The sequence below is a fragment of the Novosphingobium sediminis genome, assembly GCF_007991615.1.
Classification (GTDB): domain Bacteria; phylum Pseudomonadota; class Alphaproteobacteria; order Sphingomonadales; family Sphingomonadaceae; genus Novosphingobium; species Novosphingobium sediminis.
Genome location: NZ_BJYR01000015.1, coordinates 131,356 through 158,100, shown reverse-complemented (window position 1 = coordinate 158,100; position 26,745 = coordinate 131,356). Strand labels below are relative to the sequence as shown.

General features: G+C 62.5%; 18 protein-coding genes and 1 tRNA gene. 15 read left to right on the top strand and 4 right to left on the bottom strand.

Going from position 1 to position 26,745, the window contains the following annotated elements; genetic code table 11:
- The first annotated feature begins 1,065 nt into the window (after positions 1 to 1,065).
- The 4 genes from NSE01_RS12175 (at position 1,066) to NSE01_RS12160 (ending at position 6,668) form a co-directional block, all read left to right on the top strand.
- Positions 1,066 to 2,133, top strand: coding sequence for an SAM-dependent methyltransferase (locus tag NSE01_RS12175; protein WP_246135187.1), 1,068 nt, complete (start codon positions 1,066 to 1,068; stop codon positions 2,131 to 2,133).
- A 152-nt stretch (positions 2,134 to 2,285) separates the two neighbouring features.
- A complete protein-coding gene (locus NSE01_RS12170) occupies positions 2,286 to 2,528 on the top strand; it encodes a hypothetical protein (protein WP_147159903.1) in 243 nt (80 codons plus the stop codon).
- A 257-nt stretch (positions 2,529 to 2,785) separates the two neighbouring features.
- Positions 2,786 to 3,742 (top strand): DUF4384 domain-containing protein, encoded by a 957-nt coding sequence (locus NSE01_RS12165; RefSeq protein ID WP_147159902.1) that lies wholly within the window; start codon positions 2,786 to 2,788, stop codon positions 3,740 to 3,742.
- Positions 3,732 to 6,668, top strand: coding sequence for a CHAT domain-containing protein (locus NSE01_RS12160; protein WP_147159901.1), 2,937 nt, complete (start codon positions 3,732 to 3,734; stop codon positions 6,666 to 6,668). The genes NSE01_RS12165 and NSE01_RS12160 overlap by 11 nt, the downstream gene beginning before the upstream one ends.
- Positions 6,669 to 7,410: 742 nt before the next feature.
- Here the strand turns inward: NSE01_RS12160 and NSE01_RS12155 are convergent.
- Together NSE01_RS12155 and NSE01_RS12150 are read right to left on the bottom strand one after the other, a co-directional pair.
- Positions 7,411 to 9,936: a S8 family peptidase gene (locus NSE01_RS12155; protein WP_147159900.1), complete on the bottom strand. Its 2,526-nt coding sequence runs from the start codon at positions 9,934 to 9,936 to the stop codon at positions 7,411 to 7,413.
- Positions 9,899 to 10,906: an AAA family ATPase gene (locus NSE01_RS12150; RefSeq protein ID WP_147159899.1), complete on the bottom strand. Its 1,008-nt coding sequence runs from the start codon at positions 10,904 to 10,906 to the stop codon at positions 9,899 to 9,901. The genes NSE01_RS12155 and NSE01_RS12150 overlap by 38 nt, the downstream gene beginning before the upstream one ends.
- Before the next feature lie 459 nt (positions 10,907 to 11,365).
- Here NSE01_RS12150 and NSE01_RS12145 point away from each other — a divergent pair, with 459 nt between their 5' ends.
- From NSE01_RS12145 to NSE01_RS12100, 10 genes are all read left to right on the top strand, one after another.
- Positions 11,366 to 12,154 carry a CPBP family intramembrane glutamic endopeptidase gene (locus NSE01_RS12145; protein WP_147159898.1) on the top strand — a complete coding sequence of 263 codons (789 nt, stop codon included), beginning with the start codon at positions 11,366 to 11,368 and terminating at the stop codon, positions 12,152 to 12,154.
- Positions 12,155 to 12,219: 65 nt separating this feature from the next.
- Entirely contained in the window at positions 12,220 to 12,816 is a 597-nt protein-coding gene (locus tag NSE01_RS12140; protein ID WP_147159897.1) for a DUF6151 family protein, read from the top strand.
- A 463-nt stretch (positions 12,817 to 13,279) separates the two neighbouring features.
- A complete protein-coding gene (locus NSE01_RS12135; protein ID WP_218033272.1) occupies positions 13,280 to 17,329 on the top strand; it encodes an ATP-binding protein in 4,050 nt (1,349 codons plus the stop codon).
- A 174-nt stretch (positions 17,330 to 17,503) separates the two neighbouring features.
- A complete protein-coding gene (locus tag NSE01_RS12130; RefSeq protein WP_147159896.1) occupies positions 17,504 to 18,148 on the top strand; it encodes a hypothetical protein in 645 nt (214 codons plus the stop codon).
- Positions 18,149 to 18,818: 670 nt separating this feature from the next.
- On the top strand, positions 18,819 to 19,709 hold the full coding sequence (locus tag NSE01_RS12125; protein ID WP_147159895.1) for a 3'-5' exonuclease: 891 nt from the start codon (positions 18,819 to 18,821) through the stop codon (positions 19,707 to 19,709).
- A 113-nt stretch (positions 19,710 to 19,822) separates the two neighbouring features.
- Positions 19,823 to 20,389 carry a hypothetical protein gene (locus NSE01_RS12120; RefSeq protein ID WP_147159894.1) on the top strand — a complete coding sequence of 189 codons (567 nt, stop codon included), beginning with the start codon at positions 19,823 to 19,825 and terminating at the stop codon, positions 20,387 to 20,389.
- Between the two features lie 141 nt (positions 20,390 to 20,530).
- The gene (locus NSE01_RS12115; protein WP_147159893.1) at positions 20,531 to 21,355 is read left to right on the top strand and encodes a hypothetical protein; all 825 of its coding nucleotides are present in this window, start codon (positions 20,531 to 20,533) and stop codon (positions 21,353 to 21,355) included.
- 220 nt (positions 21,356 to 21,575) lie between these two features.
- Complete coding sequence (locus tag NSE01_RS12110) at positions 21,576 to 22,331, top strand: hypothetical protein (RefSeq protein ID WP_147159892.1); 756 nt, start codon at positions 21,576 to 21,578, stop codon at positions 22,329 to 22,331.
- Positions 22,328 to 23,149, top strand: coding sequence for a hypothetical protein (locus tag NSE01_RS12105; protein WP_147159891.1), 822 nt, complete (start codon positions 22,328 to 22,330; stop codon positions 23,147 to 23,149). Before NSE01_RS12110 ends, NSE01_RS12105 begins: the two co-directional genes overlap by 4 nt.
- 191 nt (positions 23,150 to 23,340) lie before the next feature.
- Positions 23,341 to 24,108 carry a helix-turn-helix transcriptional regulator gene (locus NSE01_RS12100; RefSeq protein WP_218033271.1) on the top strand — a complete coding sequence of 256 codons (768 nt, stop codon included), beginning with the start codon at positions 23,341 to 23,343 and terminating at the stop codon, positions 24,106 to 24,108.
- Here the strand turns inward: NSE01_RS12100 and NSE01_RS12095 are convergent.
- Both NSE01_RS12095 and NSE01_RS12090 read right to left on the bottom strand, forming a co-directional pair.
- Positions 24,105 to 25,415 (bottom strand): tyrosine-type recombinase/integrase, encoded by a 1,311-nt coding sequence (locus tag NSE01_RS12095; RefSeq protein ID WP_147159890.1) that lies wholly within the window; start codon positions 25,413 to 25,415, stop codon positions 24,105 to 24,107. The two genes, NSE01_RS12100 and NSE01_RS12095, sit on opposite strands and share 4 nt — an antisense overlap.
- A gap of 159 nt (positions 25,416 to 25,574) precedes the next feature.
- Positions 25,575 to 25,667 (bottom strand) — tRNA-Ser (locus NSE01_RS12090).
- A 242-nt stretch (positions 25,668 to 25,909) separates the two neighbouring features.
- Here NSE01_RS12090 and NSE01_RS12085 point away from each other — a divergent pair.
- On the top strand, positions 25,910 to 26,713 hold the full coding sequence (locus NSE01_RS12085; RefSeq protein WP_147159889.1) for a DUF1134 domain-containing protein: 804 nt from the start codon (positions 25,910 to 25,912) through the stop codon (positions 26,711 to 26,713).
- Positions 26,714 to 26,745: the final 32 nt, after the last annotated feature.

Genomic DNA, 26,745 nt, shown 5'->3' with positions numbered 1-26,745 from the left:
GCTAAAATGGCATTTTTCACACCGCAAAATCCATAATTTTAGACAAAACCGCAGATTTCCGCCATTTCTTGTTTGTCTAAAATTGCCCATTTCACTGGGTCAAAAACTTGCATTTTAGACAAGATCCAAAAATCTTCGATTATTCTTGTCCAGAATAGGGTTTTTCATGCCCCTGAAAATCCGTATTTTCGACAAAGCCTGATTTCCCGATCGGAAAATGGCGGCAAAATCGGGATTTCCGGGTCAGTGGCAGAAACGGATCGGGAGTGACACAGCTCGATGCTCCAAACCCCGCTCAAACCACCCTGCGTAGATCAGGCGCAATACCGTAAAGTTGGCCGCCCCCAACTTTACTGCTGCCTCGGGCGCGTCATTTCACTCCGCTGCCGAGGCCCCTGACGGGGATGCGGCGATTGGATATCGCCTTTTCGCCCCTGTAAGGGGCTCTGTGCGGCCTCCACGGCCTTGGGTGGTATGGAAGCACCCAACCTGCAAGTTTTAATTCTCAGCAATTCGCTGATCGCACTTCCAGCAGCGCGCATGGCGCACCTGATCGCCTGCGCATCAGCCCCTCTCGGACAGTGCGAGAAAGGGGGGCGGATGGCGCGCTCGTTGCGGCAACCTGCGCATTTCGTTCCTAGGTAGACGCCGATCAACACCAAGACCGAAGTTGCCCCATTAGGCAGTCAGTCGCTCACTCAAGCCGACGAAGCCTAGTCTCATTTTGGGACGACTACTAATCTGCCTCATTCCGGGACGGACACAAACTTGAGATCAAAGGCATGCCTCTAATCGGATGCGTCGATCCTAAACCAGCTTTGACATGGTATAAAGGAGACCAGAATGAGTTCTGTCGCAGACGAGGAAAGATACAAGTCGACCCGCAGTGCATTCGCGATGCACTGTGTCACAAGCGTTGGCTATAGTTGCACTCAGGTAGTATGCTCTTCCGCGCCGAAAGGTAGTCAAGAAAAGGGCGCCCACTCGCCTTCCGAAATTAACGCCATCGTTCAGCGTGGCTTCGGGGTTCGCCGGCGGCATGGCCGGCATGCCAGACATAGTATCATGAACCGGAGATTGGTAGGCCGTGAGGCGACCGGATCGCTGGTCGTGCCTCCGGCTTGGAAATCGAGCTCGACATTCTCCTGCGTTTCGACTGCACGCTGGCAGCTGCGTCGAAACATCATCGTCTCGCGCCCATCTTCACCCAGCTTGCCGACCGCCCGTTTGGTGCCCTGCGCGCGTTATGGCGTGCACACCCGGCGCAGGGTTAAGTCGACCAGTGCTGCCGACAGCGCGCCACCAGCAGTGTTGTATGACCAGTATTACACGCAGGATAATGTGGCGGCTGCGCTCTTCGACGAGGTGGTGAAACGATACGATCCCCGCCTATACCAAATGCTCGAGCCCAGCGCGGGCACAGGGGCTTTCTTCCGGCTGATGCCGCCCGGCAGTCTTGGAGTCGATATCGACCCCAAGGGCCCTGGCATCGTCGAGGCGGATTTCCTCGAACGTCGCGTGGAAAGTGGACGGCCTGTCGCAACGATCGGCAATCCACCATTCGGAACCACCTCCAGCATGGCGGTCAATTTCTTCGCGCACGCGGCTACCATGTCTGACGTTATCGCGTTCGTACTGCCTCGAACATTCCGCAAGCGGTCGCTGCAAAATCGGCTGAACGAGAACTTCCACCTCGTTCACGAGCAGATCGTGCCGGCAGACGCGTTTCTTTTCATGGGCAAGCCCTACAACGTGCCAGCCGTGTTCCAGATCTGGGAGCGGCGCGATGTCGCTCGTGCACCTCACGTCATCGAAACAAGTCATCCTGACTTTGCGTTCACCACGCGGGACGAAGCGGACTTTGCCATCCAGCGGGTCGGTGCCAGAGCGGGGCGTATCCATCACGACTTCGAGCGGAGCGCAAACGCGCATTACTTCGTTCGGGTCGCGGACAGATCCACCAGGGCTATCGACCGCATCCAGCGGATCATGCGAAAGCTCGACTTCGCGGCCGCAGCTCAAAATGTGGCTGGTAACCCGAGCCTGGCAAAATCGGAGATCGTAGCGTTGTACACAGCGTTCGTAACAAGGCAACTTTACCGGAAGACACGGTGGCGCATCTTGCTCCGGTAGAGTGACTGCTAAATGCGTGAAAAGCACGAGTGAATGCGGCTATGATAGCTTGAGCTCAACCATAGTGGCTGGGTATGGGACATTCCTGCTGTTCGTTGCGGCGGTCGCAAACGACCGCTGTTGTCGACTGCTGACATCCATTCGGTCATCAATTGCGCCCCCCGGCGGCGGCGTTCGAATCGGCCCTCACTTCGTGGGCTTCCAGCGACGCCGAAATCCTGCTCAACATCCTGCGATCGCGCGACTGGATAGGCGACGTCAATTTCGGCGGGGTTGTCGGCGACCCGGTCATTCCGGCCTTCAACCTCATGAGCGTCGTCGCCGGCGGTCTGTTCGCGGTTCCTTCGGTCGCCGATCCCTTCTCCGGGACAAGCCTGTTCGATCCGGTGGTCTGACGCCGCTCCGACGGGTCCGACGCATCTGCCGCGATCGAGCCCGTTATCGGCCGGCTTTGCAATGTGGTCCTTCCACGCGCGATCCGCACCGGCAACGATCACGATTATCAAAGGGCCGAAGTGTTTCTCGTCGGCTCGCCAAATTGCAGTAGTGCCGTGGTTGAAGTCGCCGCTGGAGGTTTCGGTGCTGGACCCGATCTCGAATTTGCCGCAGTGTGCCAAGTATTGGAGCAATTCAGGCACGGGGGGGTGGTGTCTTGGCCACGACTAGACGTTCGTCCGCTTCGCGCGTCGGAATGGGGCAGCTCATCCGCTATGGCGCGCCCGCCGCTGCGCTCGTCCTGATCGTCGTACTTTTCGTTTTCTACAAGGTTAGTTCGCACGACAGCTGCTCCTCAGAGCTGCTAGTGGCGGGCGAGAAGCTCGACTTCCAGGCAGCATTCGACAAGTTGAAATTGGACGGCGCCGCCTCGCCCGCCGCTCAGCAGAAAATCACTGAACAGCTCCAGTTCTATATCGAGAGTTCGGCGCGCCTGTGCCGGCAACTCAAGGCCGGTGAAATCACCAGCGCCGAATACCTCAAGCGCAACGACGTCGCGAGCGCCTGGTACATGAACATTCTCCAGCTCGCCGCTAGCGGCAAGCTGCGCACGGTGACCGCCGATGCATCGACCGCGCTGACCGCCGCGCCTACCGTCGCGTCGAATGCCGCGCCCGAAGCGCTCGCCACAGTGACCCTGACGACCAGCAACGGCGCGATCCTGCCCGATGGCGCGACCGTTCATACGGGCGACCGCATCGCCCTCTCGATTTCCCTGCCCAAGCCGAGTTATGTCTATGTGCTCGACTTCGGCACTAGCGGCAGCCTCGGCCGGGCGTTTCCCGCGTCGGGCGCTTCGGACAATCCCGCCTCCGGCACCATCCGCATCCCGTCCGATCCCGCCAAATTCCTTAAGGTCGGCGGTCCGCCCGGCGTCGAACGCATCATGGTTTTCGTGTCCGACAAGCCGGATCCGCAGCTCGAAAGCGTGTCCGCCCTCACCAGCGGCGCCAAGCCCGAAGCCGCGCGCGCCGCACAGCAGGTTGCGGTCGTTCGCGACCTGTTTGCCGAGCCGCAACCACCCCGCCCGCCGGCCGCCAAACCGATCCCCGTCGAACTTCGCAGCCGTTTCGGGAAAGCGGCCGTCACCATTGCGCTGCGCAATGCTAGCTGACGTCCTGTCGCTCCTCCTCGCGGCAGCGCCGGCGGCGGCGACGCCAGACCGGGCCGCGCCGGCCCCCGTGGATACGGAGTTGTCCGATTCGGGACCGAACGACATCCCCCATTGCGGCGAACCGGCCTCGAGCCTGACGGCAATGCAGGAGCGCATCGGGAACCGGCCCACCGAACCCGAGCTCAATCTGTTCGGCCGCGAATTGCAGCCCGAAGACGGCGCGCGGTGCAACGGGGTACAATACTTCGCGCTCGTGCAGGTCTACGCCCAATATGCCCTGTTCGGCCGCACGGCCGATGCCGCCCGAATCGGCGAGGTCATCCTACGCTTTCGCGAAAAGGCATTCGCCGACGACCCGAGCCCGGCGAATAGCCTCGAGGTCGCGCGCGCCAAGCTGCAGCTCGCTCAAACGCGGATGAAGCTCGGCGAGATAGAGGCCTATCGCGACGTCCTGACCGACACACTCGCCAAATCGCAAGTCAATCCGAACGACATGCAGTACCGGGTCAATCTCGCTAACCTTGCCCAAGTGGCGATGACCATGGGCGAATACGCAAGCGCGCGCGATCTGGCGATGCGCGGCCTCTCCCTCGCCGCATCCGACCTTGGACCCGGGGGTTACGCACCCGACGAAACACCTGCGCAAGTTCAGACGAGTGAGCGTTGCACCGCCACCTTTGTCGAGCAAGGCGCGGTGATTCAGCGCATCGTCGCCAAGCCCGCGGGAACGCCCGCCGGACCGACCGACGAGGCCGATCTGTCTGCGGCGCAGGCCAAACTTTCACCTTGTTACGCCGAGCAGATCGCCGAGACGAGCCGCGGGCTCATCCGTTCGAACCACAGTCAGAACCTGCGCACGCTGGCTGACAGCCTTCTTGCGCTGGGCGACGACGCTGCGGCCGAAAGGGTGCTGCGCCAGCTCGTCACGGCGCCAAGGGATTACGGAGAAAACTCGGGACAGGCCGAGCTCGATCTCGCCAAGCTTCTGAACCGAAAAGGCGCGGCGGACTGGAGGACCTACGCCGAAGCCGCACGTCGCAAGGCCAAGCGCGACGCCGGAATCCGCGATCCGATGGCGTCCTGGACAGGCCAAACGCTCCCCTTCGAGCAAGTCGTCGGCGATCGCAACAAGGCGGGGCTGACGAGCTACGTCCTTCAACGTGCCGGCGAGACCGAGTTGCTGCTCGGCCGCCCTGCGGTCGCTTTGACCTTTTTCGACGGGGCCGAGCCGGCGACCTCCAGTGCCCTGCTCAGGGACGGGCTCGTGTCGCCGCGCACGCGCCTGCTCAAGGGTCTGGCACTTCTCGCCGATGGCAGACCCGCACAAGCCGTGCCCTTTCTCGAAGACGCCAGCCGCGACTTTGACGCGTTCACGCCGACCTCGCGCGACGCGCGCAGCATGGCCATGAACCGCAACGAAGGCGCGCTCGACGCTCATCTCGCGCTGCTCGAAGCGGCTTTAGTGGCAGGCGACGCTGAGGCTGCCGATCGCGCGCTGTTGCGCGCCGGACGATCCCAGCTAAGCCGGTCGCTGGCCGGCGGCGCGCTGCGCGGCAGCGGCGACACCGCAGCCGTGGACGCGCTCGAGGCTGCGCGCCTGGCGACGCAGGAGGACCATGCCCTGGTAAGCGCGGTGGCGCGGGGCGCTCCGGAACGCGAACTGCAGAGACTGGCGCAGTCGGCCGCAACCCTCCACCGGATGGCAGCCGCGAAAACGGACCAGGCCGCAAGATCGCAGCCGAAGCTGCAACTGTTCGGCCTTGCGCCGATCACCACCACAGCCGCGATCCGCGCCCAGCTGCCGGCAAATGCCGCCATCCTCATCTACGCTGTCGGCAGCCAGCGGGGCTATGCCGCGCTGCTGACGCGCGACCATCTGCAGATCGAACGCCTCGCGCCCGGCCGTAATGCCCTGGCAGCTGCGGTCGGCCGTCTGCGCGCCAGCACGGAGTTTCGCGTGACTGCGCGGGGGGCTGTCACCCGGCCTTTCGCACAGAGCGACGCGGAAGCGCTCTACCGAGCGTTGGTCACACCGTTCGCTGCGCGGCTCGGCACGCTGAACCGGCTCTACATCAGCCGCACCGCACCGCTCGACGGCCTGCCGTTCGCCGCGCTTCGCGATCCGGTCAGCCGCAAGTGGCTGATCGACCAGGCCGCGCTGTCGTTGGTCCTCGATCCGTCGGCATTGACCCATGCGCCAGCCACGCCGCGCGGCGCCCGTCCTTCAGTGCTTGCCATCGGTGACCCGCGAGTGACCGTGCGCGGTCTGTTTCGTGACCTCACGATCGATGGGACGAAACCCTTCACACCAGCCCCGGTAAGGCCGGCCGCCGCCGCCGCAGGCCAGAGCCTGCCAGGCGCTGTGGCGGAGCTCACCGCCATCATCACCGCGGCGGGCGGCCGGTCGCTCGTCCTCGCCGGGCCGCAGGCCACCGAGGCCAGGTTTCGCGCGGAGGCGATCAAGTCTTACGATATCATTGCCATCGCCTCGCATGCGGTCACCGAAAGCGTGACCTACAAATCTCCGCGTCCAGCCATCGTGTTCACCCCAGATGCGGCCCGGGTCGCCGCGAACGACGGTCTGCTGCATCCCGACGAGATCGAGGGTCTCGCGATCAAGGCCGACACGATCATCCTTTCGGCCTGCGAAACCGCCAGCGGCAACGGGCAGCCCGGCGCAGAGGCGCTTTCCGGACTGGCGCAGGCCTTCCTCTACGCAGGCTCGCGCACCGTCTTTGCCACCCAATGGAAAGTCGAAAGCCTTTCAGCCGCGACGCTTATGGCGCTGACTGCGTCGACTATGACGTCGCTGCCTGACGCCAGCGAACGTCTGCGCCGTTCGATGCGGACCCTGCGCGGGCGCCAGGGATATACCCATCCCGCTTACTGGGCGCCCTTCGTGGTGGTCGAGCGCGCCTTGTCGTAAGAGACACCGTGCGAGGGCCTGTCCGCCGGGGCCGCAGTCGAAAGTTCGAACGGATCGATGGTAAGGATCGAAAAAATTGGCGGAATTCGAAGCCGACCGAAAGCCTCGCGTAACGATGCCGCGACCCGCACGGAGGCGCCGTAGATCTCAGGCACCTTCCACACCTGGACGCTGCTCGGAGGGATCAGGCTCGCTACTGTGCTCGGGGTCGGCACAAAGCTCTCGGTCATGAGGGAGAGCAAACCCACGCCTCCGAGCGTTCAATCAATGTCGCCCCGCGAGAGCGTGCACCGATGACCGCTTTCGGTACCTTTTAATTTAATGCCGAATGGCTACAGTTGAGGTGCATAGGAAACCGGCTGGTTTGCGCGACCCGAATGGCGGATTTCAGCAACAGCCGCCGTTCACATCAACGACGCTGAATGTCTTGAGCTGGTCGCGTGCTGCCGGTAGCGGAACGCCGCTTCGTGGGACTTTGCTGCCATTCGCGCGCGACGTGTTCAGCGGCAGGTGCTTCGCTAATACCCGACACCCAGCGGTCGCCGGACTGGCCACGCACAGCGAGGGCAACTGGGCCGGTTACGGTCAGGCGACTTTCGGATTGCCGATAGGTAAAGCGGGCATCAGCGCCACGTAAGTGGGACAAATCCGGCCTCTACCGTGCCCGATGAAAAATCACTGTGGCGAGGCCAATGTCTGCGCATTGCGCCAGGCTGCGAAGATATGAGGCGGTATCAAGGGATCACACTGCGATCGGCACTTGCGGCTGGAGCAGGATCTGGTTGCGGACTTGCGCATAGATCTGGGCCGCGCCGGGCATTTCGATCGTGACGGCGAGGCCGAAGGGCACCGGCTCGTCGATTGGTAATCCCTGATCCTTTTCCCGCTGAATTTGGAGCGGAATGGTGGGGCCACCGGCAAGATCGCCGATCTTCGCAGCGCACCAGCGGCGATGGACGATGGTGCCGCCCTCGGACTGGCTGTTCGATGGTTGCCCCGTAGTGGTGGCGACGCCGACACTGTCCAGCGCGTCCTGTCCCAACGCGGCGATTTTGAGCTTGACCGCACGATAAGCAAGATGCCCGGGCCGGACCGGCGCCATCCAAGCCAGCGTGACGCGCACTTCGCGATGATCCGCCTGCGCGCCTAGCAATGCAGGAACCGGCACGTCGAAGGCAACCGCGGCTTCGGGACCGAGGCTACCCGTCGCCCACAAAGTCGCGCGATCATCGGCACAGGCGACAGCATCGTCGGGGGCCATGAAACCATAGCCGAGATGGCGGCAGACCTCGCGGCGCCAATGCTCATGATGCATCGTGCCGTGGGGATCGACGATGGGCCGGATGAACTGTTCGGCATCACGCCAAGAGGCGCAATGCACAAGCATGGCCTTGATAAGCGCGGCGCGCTCGGCGAACGGCATCGGTCCGATCAGTTGCGGATAGGCGCGTTCCAGCCCGTCGAAGATGCGATGCGCGGTGTGGGTGGCGAGAGCATTCGCGCCGCTGGTGCCGATCGTGAAATGGGTGCCGGTGGCCGCGTCACTGTCAGGGGCGGCGACCTTCAGCCCCCAGAAGCGGCTGGGATTGGGATGGCTGTGCAGGGCTAGGGGCGCCGCCAGCGGATCGAAGCGCGCGGGCTGGCGACCGCCCGCGACCAATATGTCGGGTTTGGTGCTGCGACGATGGCCCAATCCCAGCCGCGAGGAAAGATTGGGCATCTCCTGACCGGAATAGGGCATGAAAGGACTGACTCCGGCGAACGGCACGGCGACGGCATCGCGATGCCAGGCCCCGATGGTCAGCGCGTTGAGGCTGTCGGCCGGGGCGAGCAGTCGCCGATCGGCTTTTAGGCCGTCGAGCCCGCGCAAGACCGCCTGATTGCGATCAAGCGGGGGCGCGGCGTGGAAGGCTGCTTCATTGGCATAGCCCGCCACCGCGATCGGTTCGCAGATATTGCCGGCGCTGACCAGGAAGAGGATGCCGTAGCCGTAGGACAGATGGTCGAGCGCGCGGCCCCAGGTAGAAATTTTGCCCGCGAACGGGCGGGTCCGGTCGCCCAGCGAGAGATTGACGATGAAGACCTGCGATCCGCCGCCCGCCCGCATCCGCATCACTGCCTCGACGACCACGTCGATCACGAGCCGGTCGTCGTCGAACAGTTCGTCGCCGAAGGCAGGCGCATACATGACGGGGCGGAAATAGATGCGTCGGCTGATCGGTGATGGCGGATCGTTGAGGTCACCATGCACCACAAGCGACGCCATGGCGGTGCCATGGATGCGCGCGCCGACCGCTCTGGCTTCGAGATCGGCGGGATCGTCAACCACGAGCCGTCCGGCAAGCAGCGGATGCGCCTGGAGCGGCACCGCATCGAAGACGGCGGCGATCGGCTCCGCCTCACCCGGTGCGGGCGGCACGGCGGTCAGGGCGTCGTTATCGCCGGTGTCGATTGGTGCGCCGACGCTTTGCGGCACGATCGCCGCGACAGGATCGGCACCGGCGAGCGAATGGGGATCGAGCGCCGCGATGCGCCGGATTTCGCGGGCGGGAATGTCAGCGAGCACAGCGTGATACGCGAAGGCGGGATGTGCGGCGCGGTGGATCACGGCACCGCCTGCCACCGCTATCGCTGCGGTGATCGTCCGTTCGATCGCGGCGCGGGCCGCCGCGGCTTGACGGAAGACCAGTTCTATTTCGACGCGGATGGGAAAATCGTCGGGCGCGCCGTCCACCACCGCCTCGAAATAGGCGCGGTTCTGAGGCGACACGCGGTCACCCGGACCCCAGGGACGGATCGCCTTGAGGTGGAAGAACAGGTCGCGCCACGGGCCGTAGCCATGAGGAACTGTGCCGGTCCTTTCCCATCCTTCCCAAAGCGACACGATCTCGCGCAGCGCGGCGAGTTGCGGCACGAGCATGTAGAATTCGGGATCCTTGTCGAACTCGTCGGCGGCAAGCTCTTCCTCGCCGGCAAATTCCAGGCCCGTTATGCGGGCGACCGCGCCCGCGAAATTCTGGATGGAGCCGGTGACTTCCAGCACCAGCAGGCGCTCGGGTGCGAGCGCATTGGGATCGGCATGGAGCGCGAGCGCAGGATTGTCGGCGTCGAGGACGTTGCGCAGGTTGCGAAACACCGGGCCATGGACGGCGATTTGGTCGGTCCGGCTGAAGGAGCGTTTCTGGCCGCCGCCCCCACCAGCGCGTCGACGGGGGGCGACTTTGGGATCGTTAAGACGAAGGAACGGTTTGTTCGGATCGTGCGGCATCTAATTCGTCTATCCTCACCCGTGTCGCCCAGAACTCTATCTGTTCCCGAAGGATATCGCGAATGCTGCGCGCGCCAAGTGAAAGAATATGCTGTCGCCGGATTGTCTGGCAGAACTCCAGTGCTTCAGCAAAGCTGATCGAACCGAGTTTCGTCGCCACGGTTTCAGGGCGTATCCTCGGATTGTCGGGCCAAAGGGCGAATTGCCGGTCGAGGAAGGTCGCCAGCGCATCGCGCGACGGCTGCGGCAGCGACAGGCGGAGCTGGAAACGGCGCCAGACGGCACGGTCGAGCAATTCGGCGTGATTAGTCGCCGCGACCGTCACGACATAGCTGGGCAACTGATCGATCTGCATGAGGAGGAAGGAGACGACGCGCTTGATCTCCCCCGTTTCATGGATATCGCCGCGCTCCTTGCCGATCGAATCAAATTCATCGAAGAACAGCACACAGGGCACGGTACGGGCATAGTCGAACAGTCGCGCGAGCCGCGTGTTGGTTTCACCAAGATAGGAGCCGACCAGCGCGTCATAGCGCACGGTGAAGAATTGAACGGCGAGTGCTTCCGCGATCGCCTCGGCGATCGATGTCTTGCCGTTGCCGGGGGGGCCGGACAGGAGCACTCGATGGCGAGGCTGCATGCCGTGGGCGCGCAGCAGGTCGGCACGGTGCTGCTCCTCGACCAATTGCCCGACCTGATGCGTCACCGGCAGCGGGAGGATCAGGTCTTCGAGCCGCTGGCGCGGCTCAGTTTCAAGGATGGTGTCCCGCCCGGCATGGCTGCTCGGGACCGTACGTACCGGCGACGTGACCGCCACCGTATTCAAGGCGCGCTGAAGCCGGTCGGCCAAGACATTGTGATTCTTGTTCCGTTCGTCGGCGACCACGGCCTCGACCGATGATCGCAACGCGGCCTGATCGCCGGCTGCCCCCGCCCGCACGATCGACAGGAGAAGATCGCTTCTCGCCAACGCCTTTTTCCGTCCTTTTCGCTTGTGCCGAGCGTGACGATATCACGATGCGGTAGGAACGTCACGGGATGTGGCTGTGCCCTCCCCATTTTTTACCTTGAGGGGTTTCCGGTGCGGGCGCCACGTTTCTTCCGGCCGCGCCGATCGGACAAGACCGCCGTCCCCCGCCAAGAGTGGTCGGACAGCTAACCACTCACAGTCAGACATCGCAGGTAATCTGAAGTGCTGGATAGGCGCCGGTCCGCTCGTGGACGTCCCATCTGCAGCTTATGTCAGGAGCAGACGTTCGCGGTGGATGATCTGAACGACCGACCGTGGTCGGCTGCAGCCGGAAGCGAATTCCGCTTCACCAATCATCGCAACCGCTGATGTTATCGAACCAGGTTCTACGACTGAATTGTGTTTTGCATTTGTCTGAAACACAATCACGAACAGACATGCTTGTTGGCGGGGGTGAGAATGTCGATTGCTACGAAGAGTTGCGTTTTCCTCGGGCTCACATTTGCCATCAGCTGGCTGGCACTGGTCCCCCGGTTGTGGGGCTATTCGATCACTCTGGCGCCACTGCTGTTCTTGTTAGGCCCTGTGTTATCGGCCGTCATCTGCGCGATGATCTTCGAACCGGGACGCCGTCTCGAAGCTCTGGGGCTGCAGTTTCGTCCCAACGTTTGGTGGTTGGTGGCTTTGCTTACGCCGCTAGCATTGGGCGTGATTGCCGCTGCGGCTAACCTCGCGATCGCCGGGCAAGACTTGCTAGTGGCCGATAACTGGCGGGCAGCCCTGGCCGCGCTCGGCGACATCCCGCAAGCTCGATATATCCCGGGTGCTTGGGCATTGCTGCCGTTCTGCATCTTGCTAGCCCTGTTTTCCGAAGAGCCGGCCTGGCGTGGATACCTTTACCACCTCTGGCGCGATCTTGGACTCTGGCGTTCCAGTGTCGCCGTGGGGATCGTCTGGAGCGTGTGGCATTGGCCCATGCTGCTGCTCGGGGTCACCGGCACGCACGTCGGCGTGCCCGAGCTCGCGGAGTTCACTGTCGCCACCCTCGTCCTGGCCGCTTACGCAACACTTCTTCGCGATCGCTCGGGTTCGGCCATTGCGGTCGCTATCGCCCACGGTGGTTGGAATTCGGTGTCCCACCTGGGTGCCAGCCTCAACATAGTAGCATCCATAGCCATCCTCGGCCTGCTGCCGATGGCCATCAAGCAACGCCAAGTTGCGGTCGACAAGGCAGACATCTGCGGCTGACCACAGGAAGCAATGCGCCCCATTTTTGGCTGACGGTCGAGCTGTTCGCCGTTATCGTTAGCGCGATGACGGATGATCTTTCGTTCAAATGCCAATGCGGTGGCGTGACGGGGCTTCTCCGGGACGTCGCCACGTTGACCGGAGACCATCTGGTTTGCCACTGTTCGGATTGCCTTGCCTTCCTGCGCTTCTGTAACCGTGCGCAAGCGCCTGCGGTCATCGACGGTGTGCAACTGTTCCTGACCCGGGTTTCACGCATGGTGATCACCACGGGGAAATCAGAGCTCGCCTGCGTTCATCTGACCCAAAAACCCATGCTGCGCTGGTACGCGCAATGCTGCCCGACGCCGCTATTTCACACAGTTCATTCCGGCTGGTACCCCTTCGTCACAACCCACGTCGCCACCTTGGACCCTGAGCGTCGGGGCGAAGCAATCGGCAAGCCGCGCGGGCACACCTTCGTCGACGATGTTGCGACGGTGCAAAGGAGCTTTCGGACCGTGTCCAGAAACAGCATAATGGCGCGCTTCATCGTCGGGATGTGGAAGGACCTGTTATCCGGTGACTTTCGACGCGCCGAGTTGTTCGAGCCGCGATCACTCAGGCCGATCGTCAGTCCCAAGCGCCTATCGCCATCTGAACGCGCCGAAATTGAAGCATGAATGGCAGACGCCTGGAAATCCTAACGCCAGACTTGTCCGTCCGTCCTCATGAAGATGGCTGCAACGTCGGCCTTACGGCAGCTTTGTTGTCGATTCCGGAACGGCAGCTTCTGGCCGAATCTGCCTTTGATGGCCCCGTCGGCAAACGGCCGGCTGTGGTCGGATGCTGCCGCCAGCCCATGGGACAAAACCGTCATTCCCGTCGCATGGCCAAATGTCGGCTTCTGGAAAGACCTGTCGTTTGCGCGGTCGGTTACTGCGAGGCGCTGATCCTCTGCTCGCCAGACCGGCGGGGCCAGATGCAGCGCCCTAGACCGAAGCACTGTCGCGAGAAGCCAGCGGGGCACTGTTCGAAACCTCTCTCCCGGACGTTGAGTCGGTCCAATAATAGGGGCAAGGACAATTTGGGTCATCCTGCGTTTATCGAGCCTTGCGCCGCACACGATTTTGCCCGCATTTGACGATGATGAAGCGAACTAAAGCTGAACAGTCGGGAAGAAGCGGGAAGACAAGGTTGCCAGACAAAAAGACCTCACTTACGGGCGCTGCCGCAGCGCAGGCAGGCTATGACTACCAGGTCGACGTGTCGATCCTGGCGGCATTGCGACTTCTTCTGATCACGAAGGCGGCCAGTCGGCTCATCCTCGAACCCGCGAATGAGGAAGACCTCGAAGCGGACCTCGCACCGAACGTGCCGGGGCGTGTCGAGCCGAGCGCGGTCGTGGCGGGTGGCTATAAGCTCGTCATCCAGGTCAAGCGGCGAAGCGGGGAACCTTGGTCGATCGAAGATTTTCGTGCGCTGCTCCAGCATGGCAAGGCGCGACGGCCCGCGCTTCACCATCTCGACGATCCGGAGACGCGCTATCTTCTTGTCACCAGCGCAGATGCGAAAGGCGTCGCCCGCGACCTTCTGGTCAATGACTTTGAAGAGCCTTCCGACAAGAGCGCCTTTCCATCGACCCTCAAGTCGACACTGAAGAGCAGACCCGAAGGCAGGGTCGCGATCTGGGGCAGTCTGACCGAAAAGCAACTCGCGGCCGATCTGCGCGATCTAATGTCTGACTTGCTGCACGTCCCCAAGGCAAGACAAAACGACTTGCTGCTCGATCTCCGCGGAGAAGCGAAGCGGCGCATACGCGCCTCGACCCCCGGCATCTGGACCCGTCAGGACTTGCTGGGCACGGTAAGAAAGCATGGTGGTTTTCTTGCGAGTTCCGCCAGCCTTGAACTCTTCGTGCCGCCGTCGAACTTCGATCAGATGATCAAGCTGCTCGAACAGCGCAGCGCGATCGTCATCCGGGGCCCATCGGGTACGGGCAAGACGCAGGCAGCCCTCAAGCTGTGCGAGCTTGCCCGAGACCGTGACGGAACACTGGAGATCGTGACGGTAGGGCCCGACGACAACCCGGCCAGCACACGCAAGTTGGTCGATACCGGACCCACCTTATACTATATCGAAGACCCCTGGGGTCAGTATAGCCTGCGCGGCGGGTCCGAAGCCTGGACCACGCAGCTGCCGCGCCTTCTGGAAAAGGCAAGGCCGGATCACCTGTATGTGATCACTTCACGCGACGACATGATGCGAACCGCCGATGTGGGAGCCGGGCTTGATCATTGGTCCATCGAGCTCGACGGCGATCAATACAGCGACGGTCCGCTTATCGCGATCCACGACAATCGCATGGACCAGTTGCCGGCCCACCTCCAGGCGAAGGCTTTCGCCTTTCGCACAGATGCGCTGCAGGCGTTCGAGACCCCACTCGAGATCGATCTCTATTTCAAGGAGTTGCAAAAAGGCCCAGCGGAAGGCGAAGCGGACCACGCTTTCTTTCGGCGGCTTCGGGAGGCGGCGCACCGGGAAGCGGTGCAGAATGAAGTTGGAAAATATCTGTCGAAGATCGACAGCGCGGGGTTGTCCGCCATTGTCTGGGCACTGCTGGCGGCCCGATCGCAATTCGACCGAGCACACCTGACAGCGCTTCAACGCACGCTCCGCAGGATCGCGCCAGCGCTCGGCGACGAACTCAACAAGGTGGTCGATCGTCTGGTGGCAACCCGTCATCTACGCCAACCTGCGCGAACCGTGGCATTCGCCCATCCAAGCGTCAAAGAGGGCTTTGAGGCTTTCCTGCAGGCGACTTGGCCGCGCAGCGAGGCGGCGCTCGAAGTGCTCATCGCGGCGCTCACAAAGCTTGGCGGCAGCTACAGCGAGTGGGGGCTGGAAACCGCGGCGAGAGCGTTTCAGGTGACTAGGGCGTTCAGCAAGCAGATCGAAGGACTCGACCCGCCTTTCTACATCGATCCGGACGCGCAGGCAGCGATCGATGCATGGCTGGACGACGGCCTAATTGACGAGAAGTCCGATTTCTCACCTCTGCTCGAATTGTCGATCGATGTGGGATCCAGCAGATCGGTGCCGAGCGAAGTGGCGCGCTGGCTTCTCTTGGGCGTGCAGCGGGGGGCGTCGGTCTTCCTCAAGAATTGGAAGCCACCGACCTATTCCGACGCTTGGTACGACCGTATCGCGGCGGATCCGCTGGCAGCCCAGGTTGCGGCGCGCTTCGTGCGTGACGCTCTGCCATGGGAGCAAGGCTGTTTTGGTCGCGGCTTTCCCCAGAAGTTGGATCGCATTGCACCCGGACTCGCTCATGCCTATTGCGAGGCCGCCCAGAAAATGGTTGGCAGTGGATTCGAATCCAACGCCGACACCGTGGCAGTCGGGGCCGTCCGCGACCTCGCGGCCTTTGCGCCAATTGTAGAAGCTGCTCTCGATGATCTCACAAGCATCCGACGCTATTTCGTGCAGGAAGGCGCCGAGGAATGGCGCGCGATTCAGGATGGTGAGCGCGATCATGCTGTCGAGGAAGGCCACCAGTCCAATCATGAGGGTGACGGTTACACCTCGGGCGTCTTCGTCGACGCTTATATCGCCCAACTGCGCCGTGAGGGCCTTTGGAGGAACATCGCCGCCCACTGCCGCGTTGACGAGCTGCTCCATGCCTGGGCGCGCGATATTGCGACATCTACCGAGCGCGCCGAGATCCTCGAACTTCGCGAGCTGATGAGGCTCAGTCAGGGCAAACTGTCCGAGCATCAGACATGGTGGGCCGCGCGAGAGAACTGGTACCCTGAACTTGCAGCCGATTTGCGTGCACGCCTGATGGCCGACACAGCTGAAAGTCAGCTGCGCTCGGAACTGGTCAGAACCGCCGTCCTGTGCGCGCCCGACATGCTAATCGAAGCGATCAACGCGCTCAGCCAAATGCCAGCAGCGCAGCTGCGACTGGTCGTCGACGTGTGGGAAGCTCGAGGCGGGCTTGGCGCGAAGGGGCGGTCCGCCAAGCTCAAGCAGATTTCCGATAGGATCTCGCCGGGCCTTGGTGAGATCGCTGACGCGCTCGGGTTCAGGAAGCGCCCCGCGAAGGGCGTAGGCGGCACCGCGCTCGCCCATATTCTCAGCACGGTCGGGAGCCTGTCCGCCCCCGCGCTGAAATCGCTCGTCCCGGTCATCGTTGCGAGCGGCGGCGATGCCGCAGAGGCTGTAACGCGGTGGCTGATTGTCGCCGACGACAATGATGATGCGCGCGCCGCGGCTGAGGCAGCCGTAGTGATTGGAAATGAGCATCTTATGGACCTCGCTTTGCATCACGAGCGCGCCGATGCCCGCCGCGTCGCGCTCATAGCGCTCGCAAAGGAACACGCCACGCCATTGCCAGACGCGCTCCTCAGACTTGCAAACGATCCTGGCAGCCGAGTCCGCCGTGCTTTGGTCGCGATCCTCAAGACCCGGCCACATCCCGATCACCTCGTCGCGTTGCGCTCGCTCATTCACGACACCTGGTCGGACAACGACGCCTATCATCATGAGCCCGAATCGCATCCGATTGCCCGCGAAGCGATAGAGGCGCTTGCTAATTATGATGATCTCCCGGTCGATCTGGGACGGGAGCTTCTGGATGTTGCGGACCGCTCACCCGATCGGCTCGTAAGCCAAGACGCCCTCATCGTGGCTGCCCATGCGTTCGGTTCGGATATTCGCGCGAAGATATGGGAAATGGTGTTGATGCCGGTATCCCGCTGGATCCGGCTCGACGCGCTCGATGCGTTGGTGGACGCCGAATTTGTCGAGCCGGAGATCGTGGCGCAGGTGACGGCGCCCTTACTGCTCAAGCTACCGGCTGTCCTCGCCGTGCCGGCCGCTGTCCTGCTCTGCAATCATGCCGCGCCGGGGCAGGCGGTGAGCGTCTTCGAGCGCGTGGCCAGCTCGAACAACCGCCGCGCCCTGCTCCTGGTCGGTGCTGCAACGCTTGCGCCGAACCACCCTCTGGAAGCCGATCAGATCCTCGATCTGCTGGAACCCGGTCATCCAGCGCGAGGGTTGCTGTCGGCCCCAGCTCCCCTACCAACGTCCGTGCTGGACGATCTCGGCAAGATTCGCCTCCGCCGGGCAGTGCGCGAACGGCTGGGCGATCGATTGATCGATCCGCCGTTACCTGAGACAGGCAGCAGTTAGTGATGTCGTCGTCTGGCGGACGCCATCGTTCGCGTCACCGGGGCTAAAAGTGAACAACATCGCCCCCGCGTCAACAGGAATTGGACAAACGGCAACTTTCGTTAGAGCCAGACGTTCGCCGCGGTAGGGTCAACGGGTGCCTTCAGCGCTCCTTCTCTGGAGAACTCCCACGTCATGTCCTTCGTCCCCTTCACCACGACCGAGCGGGACTCAATCGAAGAAGTCCTAGCGCACCAGCGCGCCTTCAAGAACGGGTCGGGGGCCGTGAACAGCGAACTTCACATCGCGCTGGATGGTGTGGGGCAGACTGAGGTCTCGCGACAGATCCAGCCCCCCGCAGGCGGTGAGATGGATGCTCCAATGGTGGCAGCAGCCAACTCGATCGCAGGTTGCCGCATCATCCACAATCACCCGAGCGAAGGCTCGCTGAGCGCTTCGGACTGGAACGTCCTCGCCCATCACTCCGGAATGGAGATGGTCGCGGTGAACACTCAGGGCACCACGTTCCGTGGGAAAGTGATCGAACCTGACGCATTCCCTAACTGGTTCACCAAGATTTCCGAAGTCGAGGAGGTGGTCGGCACGCGATGGGAAGCTCAGGTCACCGAGTGGTACAACCAAGGCTGCTTCGACTTGGGAGACTTTGCCAACGGTTGCGGGTGGCGCGTCACGCTGGCGATTGCCGAGCGGCTGCGGGCAAAAGGCCACGTAGCTTTCGAGGCCACGCTGGCCGGGGCGGACGCACAGGATGCCCTCGACCCCAGGACCAAGGCCATAGATCAGTTCTTGGCAGTCGAATGCGCCCAGCAACTGCCCTGATCGGCTGTTCAAGCTGAGCAACCGCTCCAGCCGGGCGCGGAACGAGATCTGGCCTTGCGCGAGGTGGTGAACACGGAATCTCCCGTGTATCGCCGGGCAGCGACGCTAAGTATCGCTCGGTCTCGATACAACTTGGCACCGACCCGCGTGCGGAGCAAACGCAGCCTTAAGGTCGAACGAGACGATACCGCCGAGCTTTCTATTGTGGGGCCCATCTGCGGGAGGTCGCTTAAGGACCGCAATGGGGGGGCATTGTCCACCCGCCGCTACGCGCGGCACGAACGGCAGCTTGCGGCGTGAGCAGACATACCGAACTAAGGATTGGAACGGCTTATTATGGTCGCAAGCTTCCGCTGCGGGTCAACGTTCCTTGTCGGCGCAAATGTTTGCAAGCCCAATCTACCCCGTGCCGGTTCGTGCTCGCCACGTCGGACCACCTGTCGCTGTCCGTCGGGAAAACCGCCCGGCGGATTGGCGAGCCCGCATAGGCCGACCCAACCGCAGCGGCCCCGGTGGCTCGACCGGCGGCCCGCGCGCAGCACGCCCACCTATGTCTTCGTGTTCAGAAAAGCCGCGGGAAGCGGGGTGAATTAGTGACCGAGTGGGATGAGAGGAAAAGAGAATTCCTCGCTCTGCTCGGTTGCAATGAACACATAGAGGACAACAAGACATGACAATACCTGAGACCGGCAGCGCCATGCTGCCGCCCTTTCTGCCTGCGCGCGAGACATGCATCGACAGCTGGGACATCCGCCTCCTTCGCAAGGTTGCACCACTTGCAGAAACGCCGCTGGCAGGCCCGGCCCGTGAGAGGCATCTGAGCTACATCGGCGTGGTCGATTGCGAGGCCACATCGACAGATCCGCAGACGGCCGAAGTCATCGATCTTGCGGTTTGCGTACTGGAGATCGATGGCGACGGCGTGATCACCGGCGTTGCTGAACTCAAGCAAAGCTACCGCGATCCCGGCATGCCGATCCCGCCGGACGTAGCGCGGCTGACCGGCATCAGCGATGCCGATGTGGCGGGCGCGCTGTTCGAAGCGGACGATTGGACCGACCTGTTTAATCGCTGCGATCTACTGGTAGCACACAACGCCGCCTACGATGCGGTGGTGCTGGAGCGGCTGCTTCCCGGCATTCGTGGTCGGCGCTGGGGCTGCTCGATGGCTGAGATCGACTGGGCAGACCTGGGTTTCGACGGCCGGTCGCTCGGCTATCTCCTGACGCAGATCGGGTTCTTCAATCGGGGCCACCGCGCCATGGCTGATGTCGCATCGCTGGTGCACTTGTTGTCATGGCAAGCGCCTGATGGACGCTGCTTGCTGGCGCACCTGCAGGACCGGGCCGATCGGTTCACGACCCGGGTTGAAGCCCGGGGCGCGCCCTTTTCCAGCAAGGACCTGCTTAAAACACGCGGATACCGGTGGAGCGCAAACCGGCGGGTGTGGTGGACCGAGATCGAGGACGAGGCGCTGGAAGCAGAAAAGCGCTGGCTGTCAGAGGAAGTGCGCTGCACGCCGTCCCTCGAAGTGCTCACCGCCCGCAATCGCCACCGCTGAGCGCGCATCGGCACAACCTCACATCAACACATCGCCAGCACGCCACCAGAGGGCCGGAGCCGCAAGGGTTCCGGCCCTCTGGCGTATCTGGCTCATGGACAAGGAATACATTGATGGACGGAAAGACCTTCCTGACAACCTTCGCCACCCTCGAGAACGACGATGGTTACCCGATAGAATTTGCCGCCTTTGCCATCACCGGCGATGGCGATCACGACTACCGCTTCAGCCTCAGCATGGGCGGGCTGCGGAAGTTTTCCGGCTACGATCTGCCCTGGCGCTATCTGGATCATGTCGCGGAAGGCGGCGACATCCTGTGCGTAATGCCGCTGCAAGGGCAGAGCCCGCTGGCGGCCACGATCGACATCGGCGCCTTGGCCAGCGCGTTCCGGATGCTGGGCCTGCCGATCGAAGGCTACGGCAGGATGCACGTGTTGCGCACCAGCGACTGGCAGATCGTTCAGACCGCCCTGGATTGCGGCCTGCCCTATCGCGGGCACAACCGGAAGCTCGATATCGAGAGCCAGATCGCGCTCTTGCCGTTGCGGGCCCAGGCGATCTGGCTGACCTGGCTTTCCGAAACACGCGATGTCCTCCCTGTCGATAAGCGCGCCGTTCTGGCCGCGTGGCAGGCGTGGTGGGCGCTCGAACGGTTGAGGAGCGGCACGACGACCATCTGAGCAGGGGCCGTCCTCCCCACCATGCAGGGCCGGTGCCCCAGAGGCAATCAGCCATCCACTACGACACACAACGATCATCAATCCCGCAAGCAGCCGCCCATCGAGGCGGCCGTTTGCGTTTCAGCAACAGGAAACAAAACCATGAAGACGTTCAATACCCCGGCCAACGCAGGCAACGCAGCCCCGGCCACCCAGCACTTCACCTTCTTCGACATCGAGACCCATTGGGACGAGGCGCTTCACGCCAACTATTGCTTCATCCAGCACGCCGCGAGCTGGCCACCGCGGATCGGTGCCCGGCGTGTTCATGCCGCCGCCGCCTTCGATCTGGCGCTGGCCGCGGACGGCGCGATCACCTGCGAGCGGATCGCCAGCTGGACCTTGCCGCGTGACGGTGACGAGCGGGGCGTGGTCGAAGGTCTGTTCACCCATATGCGCGCGCGGCCGGCGGGCACCTGTATGGTCGGCTACGGCTCCATCGCCATGGACGTACCAGTCCTGAAACTGGCGGCGATGGAATACGGCCTTGTCCTGCCGGATCAGCTCATCGCCTCGGCGGGCGACTGGAAGGAGGCATGGCGGCCCCATCTCGATCTGGGGCTTGCAATCAAGGGGCAGGGCAAGACCTGGCACCATCTGACAGAAATCCTCGTCCGGCTTGGTATCCAGGCGGACCTGCTGCGCGACAAGGCCAGGGTTGGCTATCCGCAGGACCTTGCTGGCTGGGCTGAACTGCGCAGTCATGTTGAACTCGACACCGTGCTTACGGCGGCAGCGACGATGGCGTGGGCGCGCTCGCAGGGTCATGCCGGGATCGATCCGGCTACGGCCAGCCACGCCTTGCTGCAGTGGTGGTCGCGCCACGGCGCCCTGAGTCCGCGCTTCGTCGAGCGGGTCGGCCTTGCCTCCAGCGCGCTGTGGCGGCGGATTGGCAGTAAGGCGCCAGAGCTGGCGGACGCGGCATGATACCGGGCGGAAGCACAGCCTGCTTCGGCGGCATCAAACTGCTCGTCTCCAACCCCATCGAATCACAGCCCATCACAAGGAGAACGCGCATGACCTGATCCGCTCGGGCCACCGGCCCAACTGCGGGAACATCTCCCCGCTATCCAACCCCAACACCAACCCCACGGCCATCGACGCAATCACGCGTCGGCGGCCTTTTTTGCATAGAAGGAAGTACACCATGGCAAAGAAGCCAACCGATCCCCTGGCCCGCCTGATTGCGGCACAGGGCAGAGGCCGCAAAAATGCGGCAGCACTGGAAAGCCGTAACGCGCTGGCAGCAAGGCAGGAGCCGGCGCCGATTGCAGGCACCAGCATCGTGCCCGAGGCCCGTTACAGCGAGCGATCCCTCACGCTCCACAATGACGGCCCGTGGAAAACCGAATCCACCAAGGTTGCCTGGACCGATCCGGCAACCGGCTATCCCTGCATCATTCTGCGCCAGCGCAATGGCGAGCTCGGTGGTTACGTCGGCGTCGATCCAGACCATGCCCTGGCCGGATGGTCAGCCGATGCACTGCCCGGGAGCATCAACGACGGACTGCACCAGCCCGTCAGTTACGGCGCGGCCTGCCAGGAAGCCGTCCCGGAGCGGGTCAGCATCTGCCATGTGCCCGCCCAGCCAACTGGACCATCGCAGGCCCAGCATCGGGACAAGACGCAGGGAGGTTCCGGGCAGGGCGATGGCGAGGACCTCGCCTGGTGGTTCGGCATGACAATGGATGGACCGCAGGATTTGATTCCGCGGCGAGCCAGCAGCAAAATCAAAAGAGACCGAGGGCAGATCTACCGCGACGAGGCCTTTGTCTGTCAGCAAGTCACAGCCCTTGCAGCCAGGCTCAAGGCCATCGACGATTCAGCAAAGGTAAGCGCCGCCAAGACCACCAGCCCGGAGCCCAGCGGCCTGCCTGCGCCCAGGCGGGAGGACCGTCCATGAGCAGGCACCGTAACGAACTGCCCTACCACAAGCGGCGCAACCCGAGGCTGCCCTGGGGCTACTGGATGGTCATCGATGCCTACGGCGATCCGGATTTGCCGCTGGTCGACGAGGACGGCACCCGCTGGGATTCGCTGCGCTCTGCGCTTTGGTGTGGCCGTCTCGGCATGGGGGGCGGCGTCTTTCGCTATGCGGAGGAGCAGCAGGAATTTCTGCTCGCTGTGCTTGTGGCAATCGACCGCACGGTCGACAGCGACAGCGAAGCGGCCAAGGATCTGTTTGGTGGCGACTGGCACAAGGCTGCACACTACGGGATGTGGCTGGAAGGGCATGGCCTGATCGAGGAAGGGCATCGGCTCAGCAACGCCGCGCTCACGCCAGAAGGCCGGGCGATCATGGCGATGCTGATGGCGACGCGCGATCCAGCGCTCATGGCCAAGCCGATCGGGCTTGCCAGTCTTGCGACGTATGCCGCGATGCGTCCCGAGCCTGATCGAGAAGCGATGGAAGCAGCGATCGCCAAGGCCGAGGCGTCATTGCCTCCAATGCCCATCGCCTTTGCGCGGCACTCGGTGGCTGGCACGCCGGCCGTCGTGCTCATCGGACCTGCTCGCTCACGCATTGCCGTCAGCGAGACGATCTGGGCGCTGCACTTCGATCACGAGCACGAGCGGGACCTGTTCTACCGCTGGCTGCTAATCCGCGCGGACCGGTGGGAGCGCTGGGCCAGGATGGTCGAGCGGCAAGGGGCAGCGTCGCTGACGCGGCACTTCCTGATGCTCACGATCGCAGAGGAGGCGGAGAGGGCAGGAAACTGAGGCCGCAGTTGCAAACAGGGGCGGCGAACACAGAATGCTGCCCCTGTAATGTTGCAATTGCCCCAACGCACCTTCTATCCCGCACACCACTGCGGTGGCTGATTGATGATGTGTCAGCTTGCGCATGCCGTGAGTTTTTAAATCACGTCACAAATAACGCTTCCTCAACCCAGCTGCGTTATCGCTCACCTATGACAATGCCAATCCTGCCATGGTCACCGTATCTTGGCCAAACCGATGTTCCGTCTTTGCGGCGCATCACGCTGACCACGGCGTTCGCTCGGTTGATCCAGGTTACACCCGGCTTTCAACCGCATGAACTGATTGAAATCTTTGAAGCCCCAGAAGACCAGGGCGAAAACGATCTTGCCCGCGAAATGGTTAGGTTGACCGGCACACAACTTGCCCGAGAATTCTTGCGCGGTGGCATTGCTACATTTGCACGGCCATTGGGCGGAGGTGAGATCATCGAAATCCCTGCCGCCCATTGGGAAATTGATGACGCGTTGCCCCGTTTCGCAACCGGCGCTTACGCTACAAATGATTGGGCGAACGCAGGCGCTGTACCTACGCACAGGATTTTTGTTGATGAACACCAGTATGATCGTTGGTTGGTGGCAACGCCCCCCGACGGTCACTTGAGCAAACGCGAGTGCGAGGTTGCCTTCGACCCATATCTGCGAACTGCCAGAGCGATCGTAGCGCGTGCGGCCAATCAAGACGTAACGGCCAGTGTCAGTATAGAGCCTGCCCAACCAGCGGCGCCCGCTGGTACTGGCCCGGAATTGCTGTTGATCGCCGAGGTCAGCAGTCTTGTCGCTTTACGCCCGTCGACAATTTACAAAAAACTGCAAGAAGGCGATTTTCCCCAACAGATCAAACTTGGATCGCGCGCAGTCTGGAGCAAACCCGAGGTTCTGGCCTGGGTCCGGGGGAAAGCGGCCTTGCGCGCAAGCTAACGACGCTTCCGACGTGGGCTGTCCAGAATCTCAGCGACGGGCAAAGCGCCTTCCATGATTATAGCCGCCCATAGCTCGGCCAATTCACGGCGCCTTGGCATGAACTTGGCGCGGTTGTAGCGCCACTCGCTCGGGCTCACCCCTGCTGGCGTATGCGCAAGCATCAGATCGATGATCATGCGGTCGCCCAAGAGGCGCACGTCTTGGCCAAGTTCACGCCCTGCCAATTCGTTCATGATCGTTGAAAAACTTGAGCGCCAACCGTGCGGCACATGGCGCCCCTGATATCCTTCGCGGTTGTATAAATACCCAATTGCGTTTTCGCTGAGGGGCACGAGCCCCGAGATGGAGCCGGGAAATACTAACGGCGAGCGGCCCGTCAGCCAGCGGACGGCGCGAAGTGTTTCAACAGCGGTTGGCGCCAAAGGCACACGATGCTCGAAGCTTTGATCTTCCCGCAGCTTCAGCTCTTGTTTCATTTTGTCAGCGGGCACCACCCACATGGCTTCGGGCGACGGGCTGTCCTTCGCACCCCAGTCGATGCCTTCAATTTCATCCCACCGCATGTTGCGAACCATACCTGGGCGCTGGGCAGTCAATGCAAGAAACCGTGCGGCAAGCCTTGTAACCGGCGATGCGCCTGCACGATCAATGTCTGCCATCATCGCCTTGATTGCAGGCACTTCGACGAGAGCCGGATAGCGTTTGGCCGGTGGCAAAGGCTTGAGCGCTGCCCCCACTGCGGGACACGGATTATCAGCTTTGATGCCGAGGCCCCTTGCATACATGAAGACAGAATTGACGCGCTGCTTCAGCCTGCGTGCTGTCTCGATCGCGCCTCTGTTTTCCACCTTGCGCAGAACAGCCAACAATACGGGTTCGTCGATTTCCGTTAATGGCATTTGACCGAGGTGTGGGAAGATATCGCGTTCGAGGCTGGTGATGACATCATCGGCATGAACCCGTTTCCAGCGTGGGCGCTCTTTTTCGTACCATTCACGCGCCAGTTCCTCAAACGCCTTGCCAGCCACAGCACCGACCAACCGAGCGCGCTTGGCCGCGTGAGTCGGATTGCGTCCTTCGCGCAGGATTTTGCGCGCATCGTCACGCTGTTCACGCGCAGCAGCCAGCGACACATCAGGATAGCTGCCAATGGTCAGCAGCTGCTCCTTGCCCTCAAACCGGTACTTGAATCGCCATGTCTTGTGGCCGGTGGTGGCAACATGTAGATAAAGCCCGCGCTGATCTGTGACCTTGTAGGCCTTGTCCCCAGGTGCTGCTGCTTTCACGGCCTTGTCTGTCAGCATCTATCATACCCCCAAATGCCAAAATCCATACCCCCGATATACCCCGATCTGCTCATAGCTAGGGGTGGAAGTGCGTGGAGATGAGTGGACATCAAAACCCCGGAAACGCAAGGTTTTGAGGCCCGAATGGGCGGGGATAGATCTGTGGAAATGAAGTGATGGCGGAGACGGAGGGATTCGAACCCTCGGTACCGGTAATCCCAGTACGACGGTTTAGCAAACCGTTGGTTTCAGCCACTCACCCACGTCTCCGGATCGCAGCGGCGAGGGCGCGCTATAGCGAGGGAGTTGGGGGGCGGCAAGGGGCTTCCTGCGGGTCTTTGCAGTCGGGCACCAAGGCTCCTTGCGGATTCGCCTCGGCGTGAAATGGACTCGGCTCATCGCCGGTTCATTGTGCCGGGCGGAGAGATGAGGGCCTGATAAGGTGACGAGAGTTCTGGTCGAAGGACCGGGGCAATAAAACTGGTAACGGGCCGCAGGATAGGAATTGGGTGATGAAGCTGAGCCGGAACATCGCGATCGGGCTTGCCGCATTGGGCATGATGCTGGGAGCAGTCGCGCAGGCGCAGGTCCAGCAGATCGATCCCAACTCCGCGATCGACGGAGACCTGCCGGCGAAATCCGGCGCACAGGCGCTCCCGCCCGCTCCCGCACAGCCCACTCCGCCGCCGAGCATGCCGGCAGCGTCTGCGCCGGTGGCAGGTGCCGGTGATCCGGGATTTTCATCCCCTGCGGCCACCAGCGATCCAGCCGGGCCGGGCATGGCTTCGATTCCGCCAGCGGCTGGCCCTGCGCAAGGTGCCGCCGCCGATGGCACGACCTACCGCGAGGACGACCTGATCGGCGCGGCTGAAGGCGTGTTCGGGAGGGGCGCCAAGGGACTGGCGTTGCTGATCCAGGATATTCTTCACAAGCAGGGCCGGCCCAATGCTTATATTACCGGGCGCGAGGCGGGCGGCGCGGTCGTGGTCGGGTTGCGCTACGGCTCCGGCGTGCTCCACCACAAGGTTGAAGGCGAGCGCCCGGTTTACTGGACCGGCCCATCGGTGGGCTTCGATCTTGGTGCCAATGCGGCAAACACGTTCGTGCTCGTCTACAACCTGCATGACAGCGAAGAGCTGTTCCGCCGTTATGGCGCGGGCGAGGGGCAGGCTTACTTCGTCGGCGGTTTCAACGTGAGCTATCTGCGCCGCGGCGACGTGGTGCTGATTCCGGTGCGCTTCGGCGCGGGCCTGCGGCTCGGCGTCAACGGCGGCTACATGAAGTTCCGCAAGACGCAGAACTGGGTGCCGTTCTAAGCATACGCCAGGTATGGCCGCACCCTCTTGTG